This is a genomic window from Providencia sp. PROV205 (genome assembly GCF_028479505.1).
In the GTDB taxonomy this organism is placed as follows: domain Bacteria; phylum Pseudomonadota; class Gammaproteobacteria; order Enterobacterales; family Enterobacteriaceae; genus Providencia; species Providencia huaxiensis.
This window is the reverse complement of record NZ_JAMPNU010000003.1, coordinates 1-15,323: the sequence shown is the minus strand read 5'-3', so window position 1 is coordinate 15,323 and position 15,323 is coordinate 1. Positions and strand designations below refer to the sequence as shown.

Annotated in this window: 10 protein-coding genes and 1 riboswitch; of the genes, 6 read left to right on the top strand and 4 right to left on the bottom strand. The window is 43.0% G+C overall.

Annotated elements, in window-relative coordinates; all coding sequences use genetic code 11:
- Positions 1–323: 323 nt before the first annotated feature.
- The 4 genes from PR800_RS03455 to rppH form a co-directional block, all read right to left on the bottom strand.
- Positions 324–1,175 carry a thymidylate synthase gene (locus tag PR800_RS03455; RefSeq protein ID WP_272530215.1) on the bottom strand — a complete coding sequence of 284 codons (852 nt, stop codon included), beginning with the start codon at positions 1,173–1,175 and terminating at the stop codon, positions 324–326.
- A 119-nt stretch (positions 1,176–1,294) separates the two neighbouring features.
- Entirely contained in the window at positions 1,295–2,191 is an 897-nt protein-coding gene (gene lgt, locus PR800_RS03450) for a prolipoprotein diacylglyceryl transferase (protein ID WP_004908663.1), read from the bottom strand.
- Between the two features lie 178 nt (positions 2,192–2,369).
- Positions 2,370–4,616 carry a phosphoenolpyruvate--protein phosphotransferase gene (gene ptsP, locus PR800_RS03445; protein ID WP_195697673.1) on the bottom strand — a complete coding sequence of 749 codons (2,247 nt, stop codon included), beginning with the start codon at positions 4,614–4,616 and terminating at the stop codon, positions 2,370–2,372.
- Between the two features lie 3 nt (positions 4,617–4,619).
- Positions 4,620–5,153: an RNA pyrophosphohydrolase gene (rppH, locus tag PR800_RS03440; protein ID WP_004908658.1), complete on the bottom strand. Its 534-nt coding sequence runs from the start codon at positions 5,151–5,153 to the stop codon at positions 4,620–4,622.
- A gap of 112 nt (positions 5,154–5,265) precedes the next feature.
- Positions 5,266–5,363: riboswitch (TPP riboswitch) on the top strand.
- A gap of 58 nt (positions 5,364–5,421) precedes the next feature.
- On the opposite strand from rppH, the gene thiB reads away from it, so the two are divergent.
- The 6 genes from thiB to rluA all read left to right on the top strand — a co-directional run bounded on the left by thiB (position 5,422) and on the right by rluA (position 15,211).
- The gene (thiB, locus tag PR800_RS03435) at positions 5,422–6,426 is read left to right on the top strand and encodes a thiamine ABC transporter substrate binding subunit (RefSeq protein ID WP_102137812.1); all 1,005 of its coding nucleotides are present in this window, start codon (positions 5,422–5,424) and stop codon (positions 6,424–6,426) included.
- The gene (thiP, locus tag PR800_RS03430; protein ID WP_166264437.1) at positions 6,402–8,006 is read left to right on the top strand and encodes a thiamine/thiamine pyrophosphate ABC transporter permease ThiP; all 1,605 of its coding nucleotides are present in this window, start codon (positions 6,402–6,404) and stop codon (positions 8,004–8,006) included. The genes thiB and thiP overlap by 25 nt, the downstream gene beginning before the upstream one ends.
- On the top strand, positions 7,999–8,709 hold the full coding sequence (thiQ, locus tag PR800_RS03425; protein ID WP_272530213.1) for a thiamine ABC transporter ATP-binding protein ThiQ: 711 nt from the start codon (positions 7,999–8,001) through the stop codon (positions 8,707–8,709). The genes thiP and thiQ overlap by 8 nt, the downstream gene beginning before the upstream one ends.
- Positions 8,710–8,782: 73 nt before the next feature.
- Complete coding sequence (locus tag PR800_RS03420; protein ID WP_272530210.1) at positions 8,783–11,134, top strand: DNA polymerase II; 2,352 nt, start codon at positions 8,783–8,785, stop codon at positions 11,132–11,134.
- Between the two features lie 379 nt (positions 11,135–11,513).
- Complete coding sequence (gene rapA, locus PR800_RS03415; protein ID WP_272530208.1) at positions 11,514–14,420, top strand: RNA polymerase-associated protein RapA; 2,907 nt, start codon at positions 11,514–11,516, stop codon at positions 14,418–14,420.
- A 137-nt stretch (positions 14,421–14,557) separates the two neighbouring features.
- Positions 14,558–15,211, top strand: coding sequence for a bifunctional tRNA pseudouridine(32) synthase/23S rRNA pseudouridine(746) synthase RluA (rluA, locus tag PR800_RS03410; RefSeq protein ID WP_206275827.1), 654 nt, complete (start codon positions 14,558–14,560; stop codon positions 15,209–15,211).
- Positions 15,212–15,323 lie beyond the last annotated feature (112 nt).

Sequence of the window (15,323 nt, the reverse complement as noted above, 5' to 3'; positions counted from 1 at the left end):
CTCACTTTTTCATACGCAAGACAGAGATTGCCAAAAAAAACCGGTATAGCGAGGATTGTCATTGCAAACTGCATAACGTTTCGCAACAAAATAAAGAGATTCATATAAATACAACTCGGTCTGCGAAGCGCTTCGCAAAAAAATAGTTAATTCAAAGTAAATACAAGAAAGTAAATTACTTATGAGACAAGATGAAGTTCATCAAGGCGATGGAATCAATAAAGAGTGATGGAATCAATAAAGTGGGAAATAGTGAGATGTAAAAAAACAAGACTAAGATGGCTTTTAGATAAAGCCATCTTAGTAAAAAATATATTCGCTAATCAAACAGTAAATGGATATTTGATAGCTTCATGGCACTGGTACCCTTCGAGGGTAAAATCATCTGAAGTCACCCATGTTTCGAGGTCTTCTAATGACTTAATTTCGGGGTTAATAACCAATGAAGGGGAAGCAAAAGGCTCACGTTTCAGCTGAACATCACGCATCAAAGGCAGTTGGTTTTCATAAATGTGCGCATTCACAATTTTATGATAAGCCTTACCGGCTTTATGCCCTGTAATGCGAGCCATTAGAGCAAGTAGAACAAAGCATTGTACTTGGTTGAAATTTAGGCCAAGCGGAACATCACAACTACGCTGATAAGATGTTAAATGTAGCGTATCACCTAATAGTGAAAAAGTATGAGTATGCATGCAGGGACGCAAACAGCCCATTTCAAATTCACCCGGGTTATAAAAAGTGATGATTTCAGCACGGTCATCAATTCCATTTTTTAAGTTATTGACGACTTTTTTTAATTGGTCTAAGTGCGTACCGTCTGGACGTTGCCATGAGCGCCCTTGAACGCCATAGACGCGCCCCATGTCATCTTCACCTTTACGGTGGGGGTTATTCAGCCATGCTTGGTTTTCGTTTGCATTCGCATTCCAGGTATTACAACCAATTTCACGAAACTGGGCTGCGTTATCATAGCCGCGAAGGTAGCCAAGAAGCTCTGCTATTGCTGCTTTATAAAAACTTTTACGAGTCGTAATCAAGGGGAATTGATTATTACCAACATCATATTCAAGGTCAGCGTTAATAACGGTTAAACAACGAACTCCTGTTCGTTTGTTTTCAACCCATTGCCCTTCATCAATAATACGTTGGCATAAATCAAGATACGGCTTCATAGTGACTCTCTTTTAAAAAAATAACTTAAGTGGCTAACCTTTGTCTTGTTGTACTTCATTGCTTTATTTACAAAATAGTTATATTCAGCAGACTAAGTTAGCCCCATTAATTGTACTTATTAACTCTTTTTAGGCTCTTTTAGTGGCTTATGGGCCGGCACATTTTTGCCATATTTGTAAGCCCAAACAATCATTAGAATTCCAATGATAATCATCGGAATTGACAGAATTTGCCCCATACTAATACCACCAAATAAACCAAGCTGTGCGTCTGGCTGCCTAAAGAATTCAACAATAATCCTAAATGCACCATAGCCAATCAAGAATAGCCCGGAAACACTCCCCATTGGGCGAGGTTTACGCACAAATAAGTTCAAGATAAGGAACAGAACAATCCCCTCTAAGAACATTTCATAAAGCTGTGATGGGTGTCTTGGTAGCACACCGTATTGCTCTAATATGGGTAATAGTGAAGGGTCCTGGGCTGCAAGTTGAATATCTTCACTGCGTGAATGAGGGAATAAAAATGCCCATGGCGTATCGAGTGTTACTCGTCCCCATAGCTCCCCATTAATAAAGTTACCAATACGACCCATACCTAGGCCAAATGGAATTAATGGTGCAACAAAGTCAGATACTTGCAAGAAACGACGACGAGTACGGTGAGCAAACCACATCATGGCACATATCACACCGATTAGGCCACCATGGAAGGACATACCACCATCCCAAACCTTAAATAGATATAAAGGATCGTCAAGAAAAACAGGGAGATTATAAAAGAAAACGTAACCTAACCGGCCACCGACAAATACGCCAACAAAGCCAACGTACAGCAAGTTTTCTACTTCATTTTTTGTCCAGCCACTATTGGGTTTTGCAGCGCGACGTCCTGCTAGCCAAAGGGCAAAAACAAAGCCAACAAGGTACATAAAGCCATACCAGTGTAACGATACTGGCCCAATCGAGAACATAACAGGATCTATTTCTGGAAATGCTAAGTAGTTGTTACTCATTGTTCCCCACTTTTTAATCATTAAGCCAACTACTCGTCGACTATTACGTATTCAACAGACTTCAATGTGTGAAGTCCCCTGAAGCATACAACAAAAAGTATAGTCATTTATACTTGATATTTTTCGAACTAAACCAAATTAACTACTTACATCTTAACTAATTACATCTTGTTGTAAGTTAAATCCCACCACGTACAAAACCGCCTAAATGGTGTTGCTCCATAAATTCACTCGCCTCTAGCCTGACACTATCACTCGTTTCCGCAGCCAATAATTTCGGTACTAAGTGCGACATCAAGACTGGATCAAGCTGGCGGATTAAATATTTCATGCGAGGAACACTACGCCCACTCATACTTAAGGAGCGATATCCTAGAGCAATTAATACCATTGCGCTAAGTGGCTGCCCTGCCATTTCCCCACAAACACTGACAGGGAGCTGAAGGCGTTGGCACTCTTCACTTACTTTTGCTAAAAAGCGCACAACTGAGGGGTGAAGATTATCATATAGTGCCGCTACATGGGTGTTATTACGGTCAACAGCAAGTAAATATTGTGTAAAGTCATTAGTCCCAATAGAGATAAAATCAACGCGTTTTTTTATCTCTGGTAATAAAAATAGCAAAGAAGGAACTTCAAGCATAATACCAATTTGGGGCATCTCAACGGGCATTTTTAATAAAATACTCACTTCGTCTCTTGCTCTTTTAACCAACAAAATGGCTTCGTCTATCTCATTAACACTGGTCACCATCGGTAATAAAATACGTAAATTACCTGAAAACATATTCGCCCGTAACATCGCCCTTAGTTGAATCAAAAAAATCTCGGGCTGGTCTAACATAATACGAATACCCCGCCAGCCTAAGCTTGGGTTTTCTTCGCTAATTGGCATGTATGGCAGCTGTTTATCAGCTCCTATATCAAGGGTTCTTAACACAACCGGTTTGGTTGGGAAAAGCTGTAAAACTTCCTTATAGAGCTGTTTCTGCTCATCTTCCGAGGGAAAACCATTGTGCAGCATAAAAGGCAGTTCAGTACGATACAAGCCAACACCGTCAACCCCTGTGTTAATTTGTTGCTCGTAACGCGGACTTAAACCCGCATTAAGGTAAATATGAACGTGTTCGCCACCTTTAAGTGTTGCATCTTGCCCAAGAGTCCCTTCTGCTAAGCGACTAATGACATTTTCTTCTTCAATAATTTGCTGGTATTCCTGAACAATTAAGTTCTCAGGTTCAATAAAGAGCTCACCACGATAGCCGTCCAATATTAAATGGCGATTATGTAACAGCGAAGGCTCAATATCTGCCCCCATAATTGCAGGGATCCCCATGGCTCTGATTAAAATCGCAGAATGAGAATGTGTTGCTCCATCACGCACGACCACACCAGCAAGTTGCTCAATAGGTAACTCAGCCAATACGCTAGCGCTTAATTCATCAGCAACTAAAATAAAACGCTCTGGCCACTGTTCATTTGCGGTCAGTGAATCATCAAGATGAAATAATAAACGTTGCCCCAAGGCTTTTAAGTCAGCCCCTCTTTCTCTTAAATAGAGGTCACGCAGGCGAGAAAACTGCTCTACATAATTTTCAATGACCGTTTTAACCGCCCATTCAGCGGTTGCGTTGTCATTAATGGCAGCAAATAGGTGTTTTTTTAGCTGAGGGTCGCTAAGTAGATGATTATAGAGATCAAATATTGCTGCACTTTCTTTTGCAGAGCTAGCCATAAAACGTTTACTAATACGACGACATTCCGCAGTAGCACTTTCGAGGGCAGTGACAAGGCGTTGCTTTTCTTTGTCGATATCAATGGCACTGGCTTGGAAAATACTATCTAAAGAGGGTTGGGAGCTATCTTGCCACCCATAAGCCATTGAAATTCCCTGAGATACAGGGATAGCTTTAATTCTATTTTGTCGATATTGCCCAAAAATACCTTTTGCCTGAGCTTGTGACAAGATCACAGCGAGTTGCATCGACAACGTGACCATGAAAGATTCTTCGGTTTCATTAAACAGTCGTTTTTCCCGCTGCTGTACCACCAGCACGCCTAATAATTGGCGGCGATAGACCACAGGGACACCTAAGAAAGCTCTTAACTGTTCTTCTTTAAGCTGAGGCAGGAATTTATATTGAGGATGTTCACGAATATCGGCTAGATTGAGCATCTCAGATTGGCGCCCGACGGCACCCACGACACCTTCATCAAACCCTAGGCGAATAGCAATCCCGCTAGGTTTTTTTAACCCGCGGGTTGCCATTAAGTAATAGCATTGGCGAGGGTGATCAGCTAAATAAATGGAACAAACGTCTGTTCGCATTGCTTTGCAAGTCTCATTCACCAACACTTCTAGCGCATCAGTCAAACTTGTCGCCATTGCAACTTTTTCGACAATTTCACGTAAACGCATCAACATAGGCTACTTTGCTCCACGCCTACGGTTATTAAAAGTGGGTCGTTGTGGTAATTTTTGTTCCTGCAGAGGCATAACAACAGGGGCAAATTCCTTCATAACACGCCGATAAACTTCACGTTTAAAAGAAACCACCTGCCTAACAGGATACCAATAACTGACCCATCGCCAGCCATCAAATTCTGGCGATTTACTGCGCTGCACGTTTATATCGGCATCATTGCATTGAAGTTGAAGTAAAAACCAACGCTGTTTCTGCCCAATACAAACAGGTTTTGTATCCCAACGCACCAAACGCTTGGGTAATTTGTAACGTAACCAATTACGGGTAGATGCCAATAACCTGACATCCTTACGCTGTAGCCCGACTTCTTCGTATAGCTCACGATACATCGCCTGTTCCGGCGATTCCCCGGGATTGATGCCTCCTTGAGGAAACTGCCATGAGTGCTGACCATAGCGGCGGGCCCATAAAACTTGCCCTTGCCGATTACAAATTACAATTCCTACATTCGGGCGGTAGCCATCATCATCAATCACAGACTACCTCAATAACCAAATTTGAAAGATGCCTAATTGTTTCACACATACCTAAACTGGTAAACCTATATCAATACAGTTTGCAGATATGTCTGAAGTCACTACAATAGTGAACATCTCAACGGGGTGCCGAATTTATTTAGGCTGAGAACTAACCCGTAGAACCTGATCCGGTTAATACCGGCGTAGGGATTTGAGCCGCCGTCTGCATATCTGCACCGGTTTCTCCTCAAATCCTGTGTCACTATCTTTTAGCGCAGGAAAAAGCATGTTTAAAAACAAAATTATAGCATCGATTTTTACCTTTAGTGCACTCAGTTTAAGTCAATTAGCATGGGCTGATAAACCAACGCTTACTGTTTATACCTATGATTCCTTTGCAGCAGAGTGGGGCCCCGGCCCTCAAATTAAAAAGAATTTCGAAGCGCAGTGCGATTGCGAGTTAAAAATAGTGGCGCTGGGAGATGGCGTAGCGCTGCTAAACAGACTCAGAATGGAAGGGAAAAAAAGCAAAGCAGATGTGATTTTAGGGTTAGATAATAATTTATTAGATTCTGCTGAAAAAACAGGCCTGTTTGCCCCCGCTGACATTGATACCACTGCATTGAAACTGCCTATTTCGTGGGATAGCTCAACCTTCATTCCTTATGACTATGGTTACTTTGCATTTATATATGACACTAATAAAATTAAACATCCCCCAGCAAGTATGGATGCATTATTAAATAGTGATAATAATTGGAAAATTATTTACCAAGATCCTCGCACCAGCACTCCGGGGCTTGGCTTAATGCTATGGATTGAAAAACTGTATGGCGACAAGTCTGCGGATGCATGGCAAAAAATGGCAGGCAAAACACTTACCGTCACTAAAGGTTGGAGTGAAGCTTATGGCCTGTTCTTAAAAGGAGAAGGTGATTTTGTACTCAGTTACACCTCATCACCGGGCTACCAAATGCTTAATGACCAAAAAGATAACTATGCAGCGGCATTATTTAATGAGGGTCACTATATGCAAGTTGAAGTGGCTGCAAGGCTGAAAAATAGCCCACAACCGGAGCTCGCCAAGCAATTCCTACAGTTTGTCTTAACACCTGATTTCCAAAACACCTTGCCAACGACTAACTGGATGTATCCGGTCATTGATATTCCCTTACCTGAGGTATACAACCAGTTACCTCTACCTGAAAAAGCCTTACAATTTAGTTCTCAAGAAGTTGCAAAAGAACGCCAAAACTGGACTCGTTTATGGCAAGCCGCCGTCAGTCGCTGATTAATTTGTCTTTACTACCGGGGGCGTTGGCCTCCGGTTTACTGATTACGGTTGCACTCATTAGTTTTGGTGCGCTGTGGTTTTTTGCACCTGAAATTTCAGTGGCTGACATTATCAGCGATAGCTATTTGTGGCATGTAATTGGTTTTACTTTCTGGCAGGCTTTTTTATCTGCTATTTTTTCTGTGATCCCTGCTATTTTTCTCGCAAGAGCACTGCATCGCCGTCGTTTTTTTGGGCGAACTCTATTTTTACGCCTATGTGCAATGACATTGGTTCTTCCGGTGTTAGTTGCCGTATTTGGTATTTTATCGGTTTACGGGCAGACGGGTTGGCTAGCTAAACTTTGTCAATTACTGGGGCTTGATTACACCTTTTCACCTTATGGCCTAAAAGGCATTTTGTTAGCGCATGTATTTTTTAACATGCCACTGGCAACACGTATGCTATTGCAATCTTTAGAGAATATCGCTATTGAGCAACGGCAGATTGCAGCACAATTGAGGTTTAATGAGTGGCAGCAATTCACTATTTTAGAATGGCCCTATTTACGGCGACAAATATTACCCACTGCCGCATTAATTTTCATGCTGTGCTTTGCCAGCTTTGCGACGGTTCTCGCTCTGGGAGGCGGCCCGGCAGCAACTACCATCGAATTGGCTATTTACCAAGCACTTAATTATGATTTTGATTTAGGACGAGCCACCCTTTTGGCGCTCATCCAGCTGTTTTTCTGTGTCGGTTTAATGTTTATCTGCCACAGAGTAAATAGTGTATTTTCAGTGGGGTTTAGCCAACAAGCGCAATGGGTTGACCCCGCTGATAACGCATTTCGTCGTATTCGTGACCTGCTGCTCATTATCGCTGCCATGTTATTACTACTGCCCCCGCTGTTCGCTGTTATTTTTGATGGCTTAAATGGGCAACTCTGGGCGGTACTGCAGCAATCAGCCTTATGGCAAGCCACTGCAACCTCGGTGTTTATTGCACTATGTGCGGGCACCGTCTGTGTGGCACTCACCTTAATGTTGTTATGGAGCAGTCGTGAATTGCGCTTACGCCAAGCTGCTCGTCTAGGGCAAGCCATAGAACTTAGCGGGTTAATTATTTTAGCCATGCCCGGTATTGTGCTAGCGACAGGTTTTTTTATCTTTTTTAATGAAACGATAGGCTTACCTGAATCCCCTTACCCATTAGTCATCATGACAAACGCTTTGTTAGCTATCCCCTATGCGTTAAAAGTATTAGAAAATCCCATGCGAGACAGCGCTGAACGCTATAACCCATTGTGCCAATCACTCGATATTTCAGGGTTTAATCGCTTTCGAATTATTGAACTTAAAGCACTGCGTAAACCAATCGCCCAAGCGCTCGCATTTGCCTGTGTTATCTCAATTGGTGATTTTGGTGTCGTCGCGTTATTTGGCAATGATAACTTCCGCACACTCCCTTATTATCTTTATCAGCAAATAGGGGCTTATCGGTCGAACGATGGGGCTGTTACGGCCATGCTATTGTTATTACTTTGCTTTTGCTTATTCAGCTTGATTGAACGTATTTCAGGAAAACATCATGATTAAATTGACTCAGTTAGATTACCAATATGACAACCTGACAATGTCATTTGATTTTTCTGTTCAGTCCGGTGAGTCTGTGGCAGTCATGGGGCCAAGTGGTGCAGGGAAAAGTACGTTATTAAGTTTAATTAGCGGTTTTCAATTTCCCAATAGCGGTAAGATTGTGCTCAATGGCGAAGACCATACCTTCACGCCACCTGCTAAGCGCCCTGTTTCCATGCTATTTCAAGAAAATAATTTATTTTCACACCTGACTATCCGGCAAAATATTGGTCTGGGTCTGCAACCCAATTTGCGCCTTAATAGAACGCAAATTCAGCTAGTTGAACAAATGGCGAGCCGAGTCAGCCTGAGTGAGTGTTTAGATAGGTTACCGGCTCAATTGTCGGGGGGACAACGCCAACGCGCGGCATTGGCACGCTGCATGATCCGCAATCAACCAATTTTACTGCTTGATGAGCCTTTTTCTGCTCTCGACCCTGCATTACGCCGAGAAATGCTGTTATTACTTAAGGAAATTTGTGCGGAAAAATCAATCACGTTATTAATGGTTTCCCATAATGTCGATGATGCCCTGCAAATTGCCCCACGGACACTGGTTATTGCAGAGGGGAAAATCGCCTACGATGGCGATACTCAATTACTATTACAGGGGCAAAGTGAGGCATCTGCGTTACTGAGTATCACCACCGCTGCCAATAATTAACACTGTATAAATTCACACCATTCGCGTATATTTATCGTAACTATTTTTATACGAGTTTTATGCGAGTAGCCTAATGACCCAACTTATCGCTCCAGCAGAAAGAGGCTTTATTCTTAGCCGCCACTGGAAAGACACCCGCCACGGTGTTGAGGTCTCTTATTGGCTACTCACTGATAACCAACCTCAAAAGGTCACTGTTCCCTATCAAAAAGCGATTGGTTTTTTAGCTGAATCTCAATTCCCTCAAGTAAAACATCTATTAGATGAACAACCCAGCATTACCTATCGGCTCCTTGAATTAATTGATTTTAAACGCGAAAAAGTCTATGCAATTTATTGCCACCAATATCGACAATTGCAAAATATTGAAAAAAGTTGCAACGAATTGGGAGTCGAATTATTAGAAACCGATATTCGCCCAAGTGAACGCTATTTAATGGAACGCTTTATCGCGGCCTCTGTCTGGTTTTCTCGAAATCAGCAAGGGGAGTTTCAGCTAAAGCCTTGCGAAGGCTACCGCCCTTTAGTCAAAGCCGTTTCCCTTGATATCGAAACCAGTCAACATGGTGAACTCTATTCGATAGGGTTGTCTGGCTGCGGTGACAACGTGGTATTTATGTTAGGGCCAGAACAAGGGCCGGCATTGAGCACTGAACATCGCTTAATCTATGTGAATAGCCGCCCGCAATTACTTCATAAACTCAATGAATGGCTTCACCAATACGACCCTGATGCCATCATCGGTTGGAACCTAATCCAATTCGACCTACAAGTATTACAAAAGCATGCAGAGCGTTATGGCATCCCCTTATTATTTGGCCGACAAAGCAAAAAACTGGAATGGCGAGAGCATGGCTTTAAACAAGGGGTATTTTTTGCTGCCGCTGAAGGCCGGTTAATTATTGATGGTATCGATGCATTAAAAGCCGCGACATGGAGTTTTTCCTCATTTAGTTTAGAGTCTGTCGCCCAAGCGCTACTTGGTGAAGGTAAAGCGATTGATACCCCTTATGACCGAATGGATGAGATCAACCGCCGCTTTGCTCACGATAAACCCGCTTTGGCACATTACAATATTCAAGACTGTATTTTAGTTCATCGGATCTTTGAAAAAACGGATTTAATGGCGTTCTTGCAGGAACGTTCAACAGTAACCGGCCTTGCTGTCGATAAAATGGGCGGGTCTGTCGCGGCATTCTCACACCTTTATATTCCCCGTTTACACCGCCTTGGATTTGTCGCTCCCAACTTTACGGAACATAAAATGCAACTGAACCCCGGGGGCTTTGTCATGGACTCCCAACCCGGGCTATATGACTCCGTATTAGTTTTGGATTACAAAAGCCTATATCCTTCAATTATTAGAACTTTTCTCATCGACCCTGCAGGTATGATTGAAGGATTAGCGCATCCAGACCTTGAATATTCTGTTCCCGGTTTTCGCCAGGCTTGGTTTTCTCGTACAACCCACTGTTTACCCGATATTGTCAGCCATATCTGGCAAGAACGGGATAAAGCCAAAAAAGAACATAATGCACCGCTATCCCAAGCGTTGAAAATTATTATGAACGCATTTGCTGGGGTACTTGGGGCTGAAGGTTGTCGTTTTTTTGACCCAAGGCTAACAGCGTCAATCACCATGCGTGGCCATGAAATCATGCGTACAACCAAACGTTTGATTGAGTCACAGGGTTATCAGGTTATTTATGGGGACACCGACTCCACGTTTGTGTGGTTACGTGATGCGCACAATGAAGAACAAGCGCAAAAAATTGGTTTTTCTTTACGTGATTACGTGAATAGCTGGTGGAAAAAACATTTAGCAGAAGAGTGGCAATTAGAGGGTGTTTTAGAGCTCGAATATGAAACCCATTACCGCCGATTTTTGATGCCAACGGTACGTGGTGCCGAAATGGGGAGTAAAAAGCGCTATGCTGGGCTGAGTAAAGACACCATGGTATTTAGAGGATTGGAGACCATTCGCTCAGACTGGACACCTTTAGCACAAATATTCCAAAAAGAGCTCTATACCCGTATTTTTTATCGCCAACCTTACCGTGAATATATTCGTGAATATGTACAAAATATTCGTTCAGGCCAATATGATGACCGTTTAGTTTACCGTAAACGTCTGCGCCGAAAATTGACTGATTACCAAAAAAATGTTCCTCCCCACGTTCGAGCCGCTCGTGCCGCTGATGATTATAATTTAAAATTACAGCGGCCTTTGCAGTACCAAAATGGCGGTTGGATAAACTATATTATCACTCAAGCGGGGCCTGAACCGCTGGAAATCATCACAGCAAAACCGGATTACGAACATTATATCGCTAAGCAAATCAAGCCAATAGCCGATGCCATCTTACCTTTCTTACAAGATGACTTTGATACCCTGCTAACTGGGCAAATCACCCTTTTGTTTTAAAATTTATTCCACCTTTGATGCTTTTTTAACAGGTGACGATAGCCCTCGGTTGAATTAATATATCGCCCCTTTGGTATCTCGCACGTCTGGCTACACAAATTATGCGTGATAATCAACAATACCCGTTATAATTCAAATAGACATTGCTTATTGTCTTGGCCACAAGCCCAGCAAACGCTTTGATGCTTACTTTGCTGCAATTTGAATGATTAAATGTGTATAATTAATCATCAGGTAACGACTGTTTTTAAAATAATTCGAACTCTTCCTTGTGTAACTAGCTAATGAGTTACACCAACACTGGGCGAAGACACTGATAAAAATTGTCTTAAAAAATCTAAAAAATAAACTCTCAATTTTATGGAATTAAGTTAAATCTATGCCATTTACTCTTGGTCAACGCTGGATCAGCGATACAGAAAGCGAACTTGGATTAGGTGCCATCGTGGCAATTGATGCCCGTATGGTAACGCTGCTTTTCCCTGCTAGTGGCGAAAACCGCCTGTACTCTAGCAGTGATGCCCCTATTACCCGAGTGATGTTTAATGAAGGTGATACCATTACCAGCCACGAAGGCTGGCAACTTCAAGTTGAAAGCATTGAAGAAGATAAAGGATTATTGACTTACATCGGCACACGCTTAGATACGCAAGAAACCGGTGTGAGCCTTAGAGAAGTGTTCCTTGACAGCAAGCTCACATTCAATAAGCCGCAAGACCGTTTATTTGCTGGGCAAATTGACCGTATGGATCGTTTTGCTTTGCGCTTTCGTGCACGCAAGTTCCAAAGCGAGCAAGTCAAACACCAAGCGACAGGGCTACGCGGCATTCGTGCAAGTTTGATCCCACACCAATTACATATTGCCAATGAAGTGGGAAAACGCCACCACCCGCGCGTATTACTCGCTGACGAAGTGGGCTTAGGTAAAACCATTGAAGCAGGGATGATTATCCACCAGCAATTGATGGCAGGCCGTGCTGAACGTATCTTAGTTATTGTTCCTGATAGCTTACAGCACCAATGGCTCGTTGAGATGCTGCGCCGCTTTAACCTGCGCTTTTCTCTGTTTGATGATAGCCGTTACAGTGAAGCGCAACATGATAGCGATAACCCATTTGAAACAGAGCAACTCGTTCTGTGTTCACTGGATTTCGTCCGCCGCAATAAGCAGCGTTTTGACCAATTAGTTGAAGCTGGCTGGGACATGATGGTTGTCGATGAAGCTCACCACTTACAGTGGAGCGAGACTGCCCCGAGCCGCGAATATCAAGTGATTGAAACATTAGCCGAAAATATCCCGTCTATTTTGCTATTAACGGCAACACCAGAACAGCTAGGCCAAGAAAGCCACTTCGCTCGCCTGCGTTTACTTGACCCTAGCCGTTTCCATGATTACCAAGACTTTATTGCTGAGCAAGAAAACTACCGTCCAGTTGCTGATGCGGTTTCCTTATTACTGTCGGGTGACAAACTGACTAATGACCAGCAAAATTTACTTAACGAGCTAATCAAAGAACAAGATATCGAACCACTGCTAAAAGCGGCAAACCTTGAAAGTGAAGATGGCCATGCTGCACGCCAAGAGCTGATCAACATGTTAATGGATCGCCACGGTACCAGTCGCCTATTGTTCAGAAATACCCGCAATGGTGTTAAAGGCTTCCCTCGCCGTGAATTGCATTCGTTAAAAATGCCCTTACCCACCCAATACCAAACCGCAATTAAAGTGGCGGGTATTATGGGCAGTAAAAAAGACCTTGAAACACGTGCAAAAGAGATGCTCTATCCAGAGCAAATTTACCAAGAGTTTGAAGGTGAAAATGCCACTTGGTGGAACTTTGACCCGCGTGTTGAATGGTTAATGGGCTTTTTGACCGCAAACCGCCATGAAAAAGTGTTAGTGATCTGCGCGAAAGCCGCAACTGCTTTACAATTAGAACAAGTTTTACGCGAACGCGAAGCGATTCGTGCTGCTGTGTTCCATGAAGGGCTATCGTTATTAGAGCGTGACCGAGCGGCTGCCTATTTCGCATCTCAAGAAGAAGGGGCACAGGTGCTATTGTGTTCTGAAATCGGCTCTGAAGGACGTAACTTCCAATTTGCTAACCAATTAGTGATGTTCGACCTGCCGTTTAATCCAGACTTACTCGAACAGCGTATTGGCCGTTTAGACCGTATTGGCCAAAGCCGTGATATCAGCATCCATGTGCCTTATTTAGAAAGTACTGCACAATCGGTGTTGATCCGCTGGTATCACGAAGGCTTAGATGCCTTTGAACATACCTGCCCAACAGGTCGCGCTATCTACGATAAATACTACCAACCATTACTGCAGTTTATGGCTGAACCGACAGTCACTGAAGGTTTTGATGATTTTATTAAAACCTGCCGTGCTGAACATGACAGCTTAAAATTACAATTAGAACAAGGCCGTGACCGTTTACTTGAAATGCATTCAAACGGTGGCGAGTCGGGTAATCAATTAGCTGAAGAAATTGGCGAAGGTGATAACGATACCGAATTGGTCAACTTTGCACTCAATCTTTTTGATATCGTGGGTATTAATCAAGAAGATAAAAGTGACAACTTGATTATCCTAACCCCTTCAGACCATATGTTAGTACCTGATTTCCCTGGGCTTCCTCAAGATGGTTGCACCATCACATTTGATAGAGAGCAAGCGCTTTCCCGTGAAGACACGCAATTTATCAGCTGGGAGCACCCTATTATTCGTAATGGTTTAGATTTAGTGTTATCTGGCGATACCGGCAGCTGCGCAGTTTCTTTATTGAAAAACAAAGCATTGCCTGTTGGCACCTTATTGACTGAACTCATTTACGTTGTGGAAGCACAAGCGCCTAAAAACCTGCAAATTAGTCGTTTCTTACCAGCAACTCCGGTACGTTTATTAATTGATTTAAAAGGTAATAACTTATCATCTCAAGTTGAGTTTGAAAGTTTTAACCGCCAATTAAATGCCATTAACCGCCATATGGCGAGCAAATTGGTCAATGCCGTACAAAATGAGGTTCATTCGGTATTACGCTTATCTGAACCAATGATCGAAAAAGAAGCCAAGGCATTGATAGAAAATGCAAAAGAAGCTGCGGATAAGGCGCTGACGCTGGAGCTCTCTCGTTTAGAAGCACTTAAAGCGGTCAACCCAAACATCCGTGATGAAGAGCTTGATATCATTGAAGAAGAGCGCCAGAAACTGATGACCAATATCGACCAAGCTACGTGGCGCCTAGATGCCATCCGCTTAGTTGTGGTGACTCATCAATAAGCGTATTAGGTGCTAAGCCATTCAATCCACTTATTATTAGCTATTTAAATTATGGTGAACGTAGCTTAAAATTATCACCAATTTCTCCCTCATTAGAGGGAGAATTTATTTTAAGAGCTTTGGGAGCGATATACCTTATGATGGAACCTTACCATCCCTCCGTTGAACCTTGGCTGCATGTGCTCTACCAAGATGACCATATTATTGCGGTGAATAAGCCAAGTGGGCTACTTTCTGTGCCTGGGAAAGCTCCTGAGCACCACGACAGCATTATGAGTCGTGTTCAGCGTGATTTTCCCGCAGCTGAATCCGTACATCGCTTAGATATGGCGACAAGTGGTGTCATGGTTGTGGCACTGCACAAGAAGGCTGAGCGAGAGCTTAAACGCCAATTTAGGGAGCGTGAGCCCAAAAAAGTCTATATTGCTCGTGTTTGGGGGCATTTAGAAAAAGAAGAAGGTTTGATTGATTTACCACTGATTTGTGATTGGCCAAACCGCCCTAAGCAAAAAGTGTGTTTCGAAACAGGGAAATCAGCACAAACTGAGTACCAAGTTTTACAATATGAAGAACAAGCAACTCGCGTGAAACTGTCACCGATTACAGGTCGTTCTCACCAGCTGAGAGTTCATATGTTAGCTTTAGGCCACCCAATCCTTGGTGATCGCTTTTATGCTCACGATGAAGCCAAATCGCTCGCCCCTCGCTTACAATTACATGCACAGGAATTATATATCACCCATCCTGAATATGGCACGCCAATGCATTTTACCTGCCCACCGGATTTTTAATGCTAGATTTATTTGATCGTTTGATTAATTTTCCCTCCCCCTAGCATACCCTAAATGGTTTGTGCCGCAGCTAGGCGGCAAGAGAGCGAATCCTTAGGAGCGTAGATAACTA

Coding starts and splice junctions, on each gene's coding strand:
- rapA (WP_272530208.1), top strand. CDS start 11,514: ATGCCATTTACTCTTGGTCAACGCTGGATCAGCGATACAGAAAGCGAA.
- lgt (WP_004908663.1), bottom strand. CDS start 2,191: ATGAGTAACAACTACTTAGCATTTCCAGAAATAGATCCTGTTATGTTC.
- rluA (WP_206275827.1), top strand. CDS start 14,558: ATGATGGAACCTTACCATCCCTCCGTTGAACCTTGGCTGCATGTGCTC.
- thiQ (WP_272530213.1), top strand. CDS start 7,999: ATGATTAAATTGACTCAGTTAGATTACCAATATGACAACCTGACAATG.
- PR800_RS03420 (WP_272530210.1), top strand. CDS start 8,783: ATGACCCAACTTATCGCTCCAGCAGAAAGAGGCTTTATTCTTAGCCGC.
- thiP (WP_166264437.1), top strand. CDS start 6,402: ATGGCAAGCCGCCGTCAGTCGCTGATTAATTTGTCTTTACTACCGGGG.
- thiB (WP_102137812.1), top strand. CDS start 5,422: ATGTTTAAAAACAAAATTATAGCATCGATTTTTACCTTTAGTGCACTC.
- ptsP (WP_195697673.1), bottom strand. CDS start 4,616: ATGTTGATGCGTTTACGTGAAATTGTCGAAAAAGTTGCAATGGCGACA.
- PR800_RS03455 (WP_272530215.1), bottom strand. CDS start 1,175: ATGAAGCCGTATCTTGATTTATGCCAACGTATTATTGATGAAGGGCAA.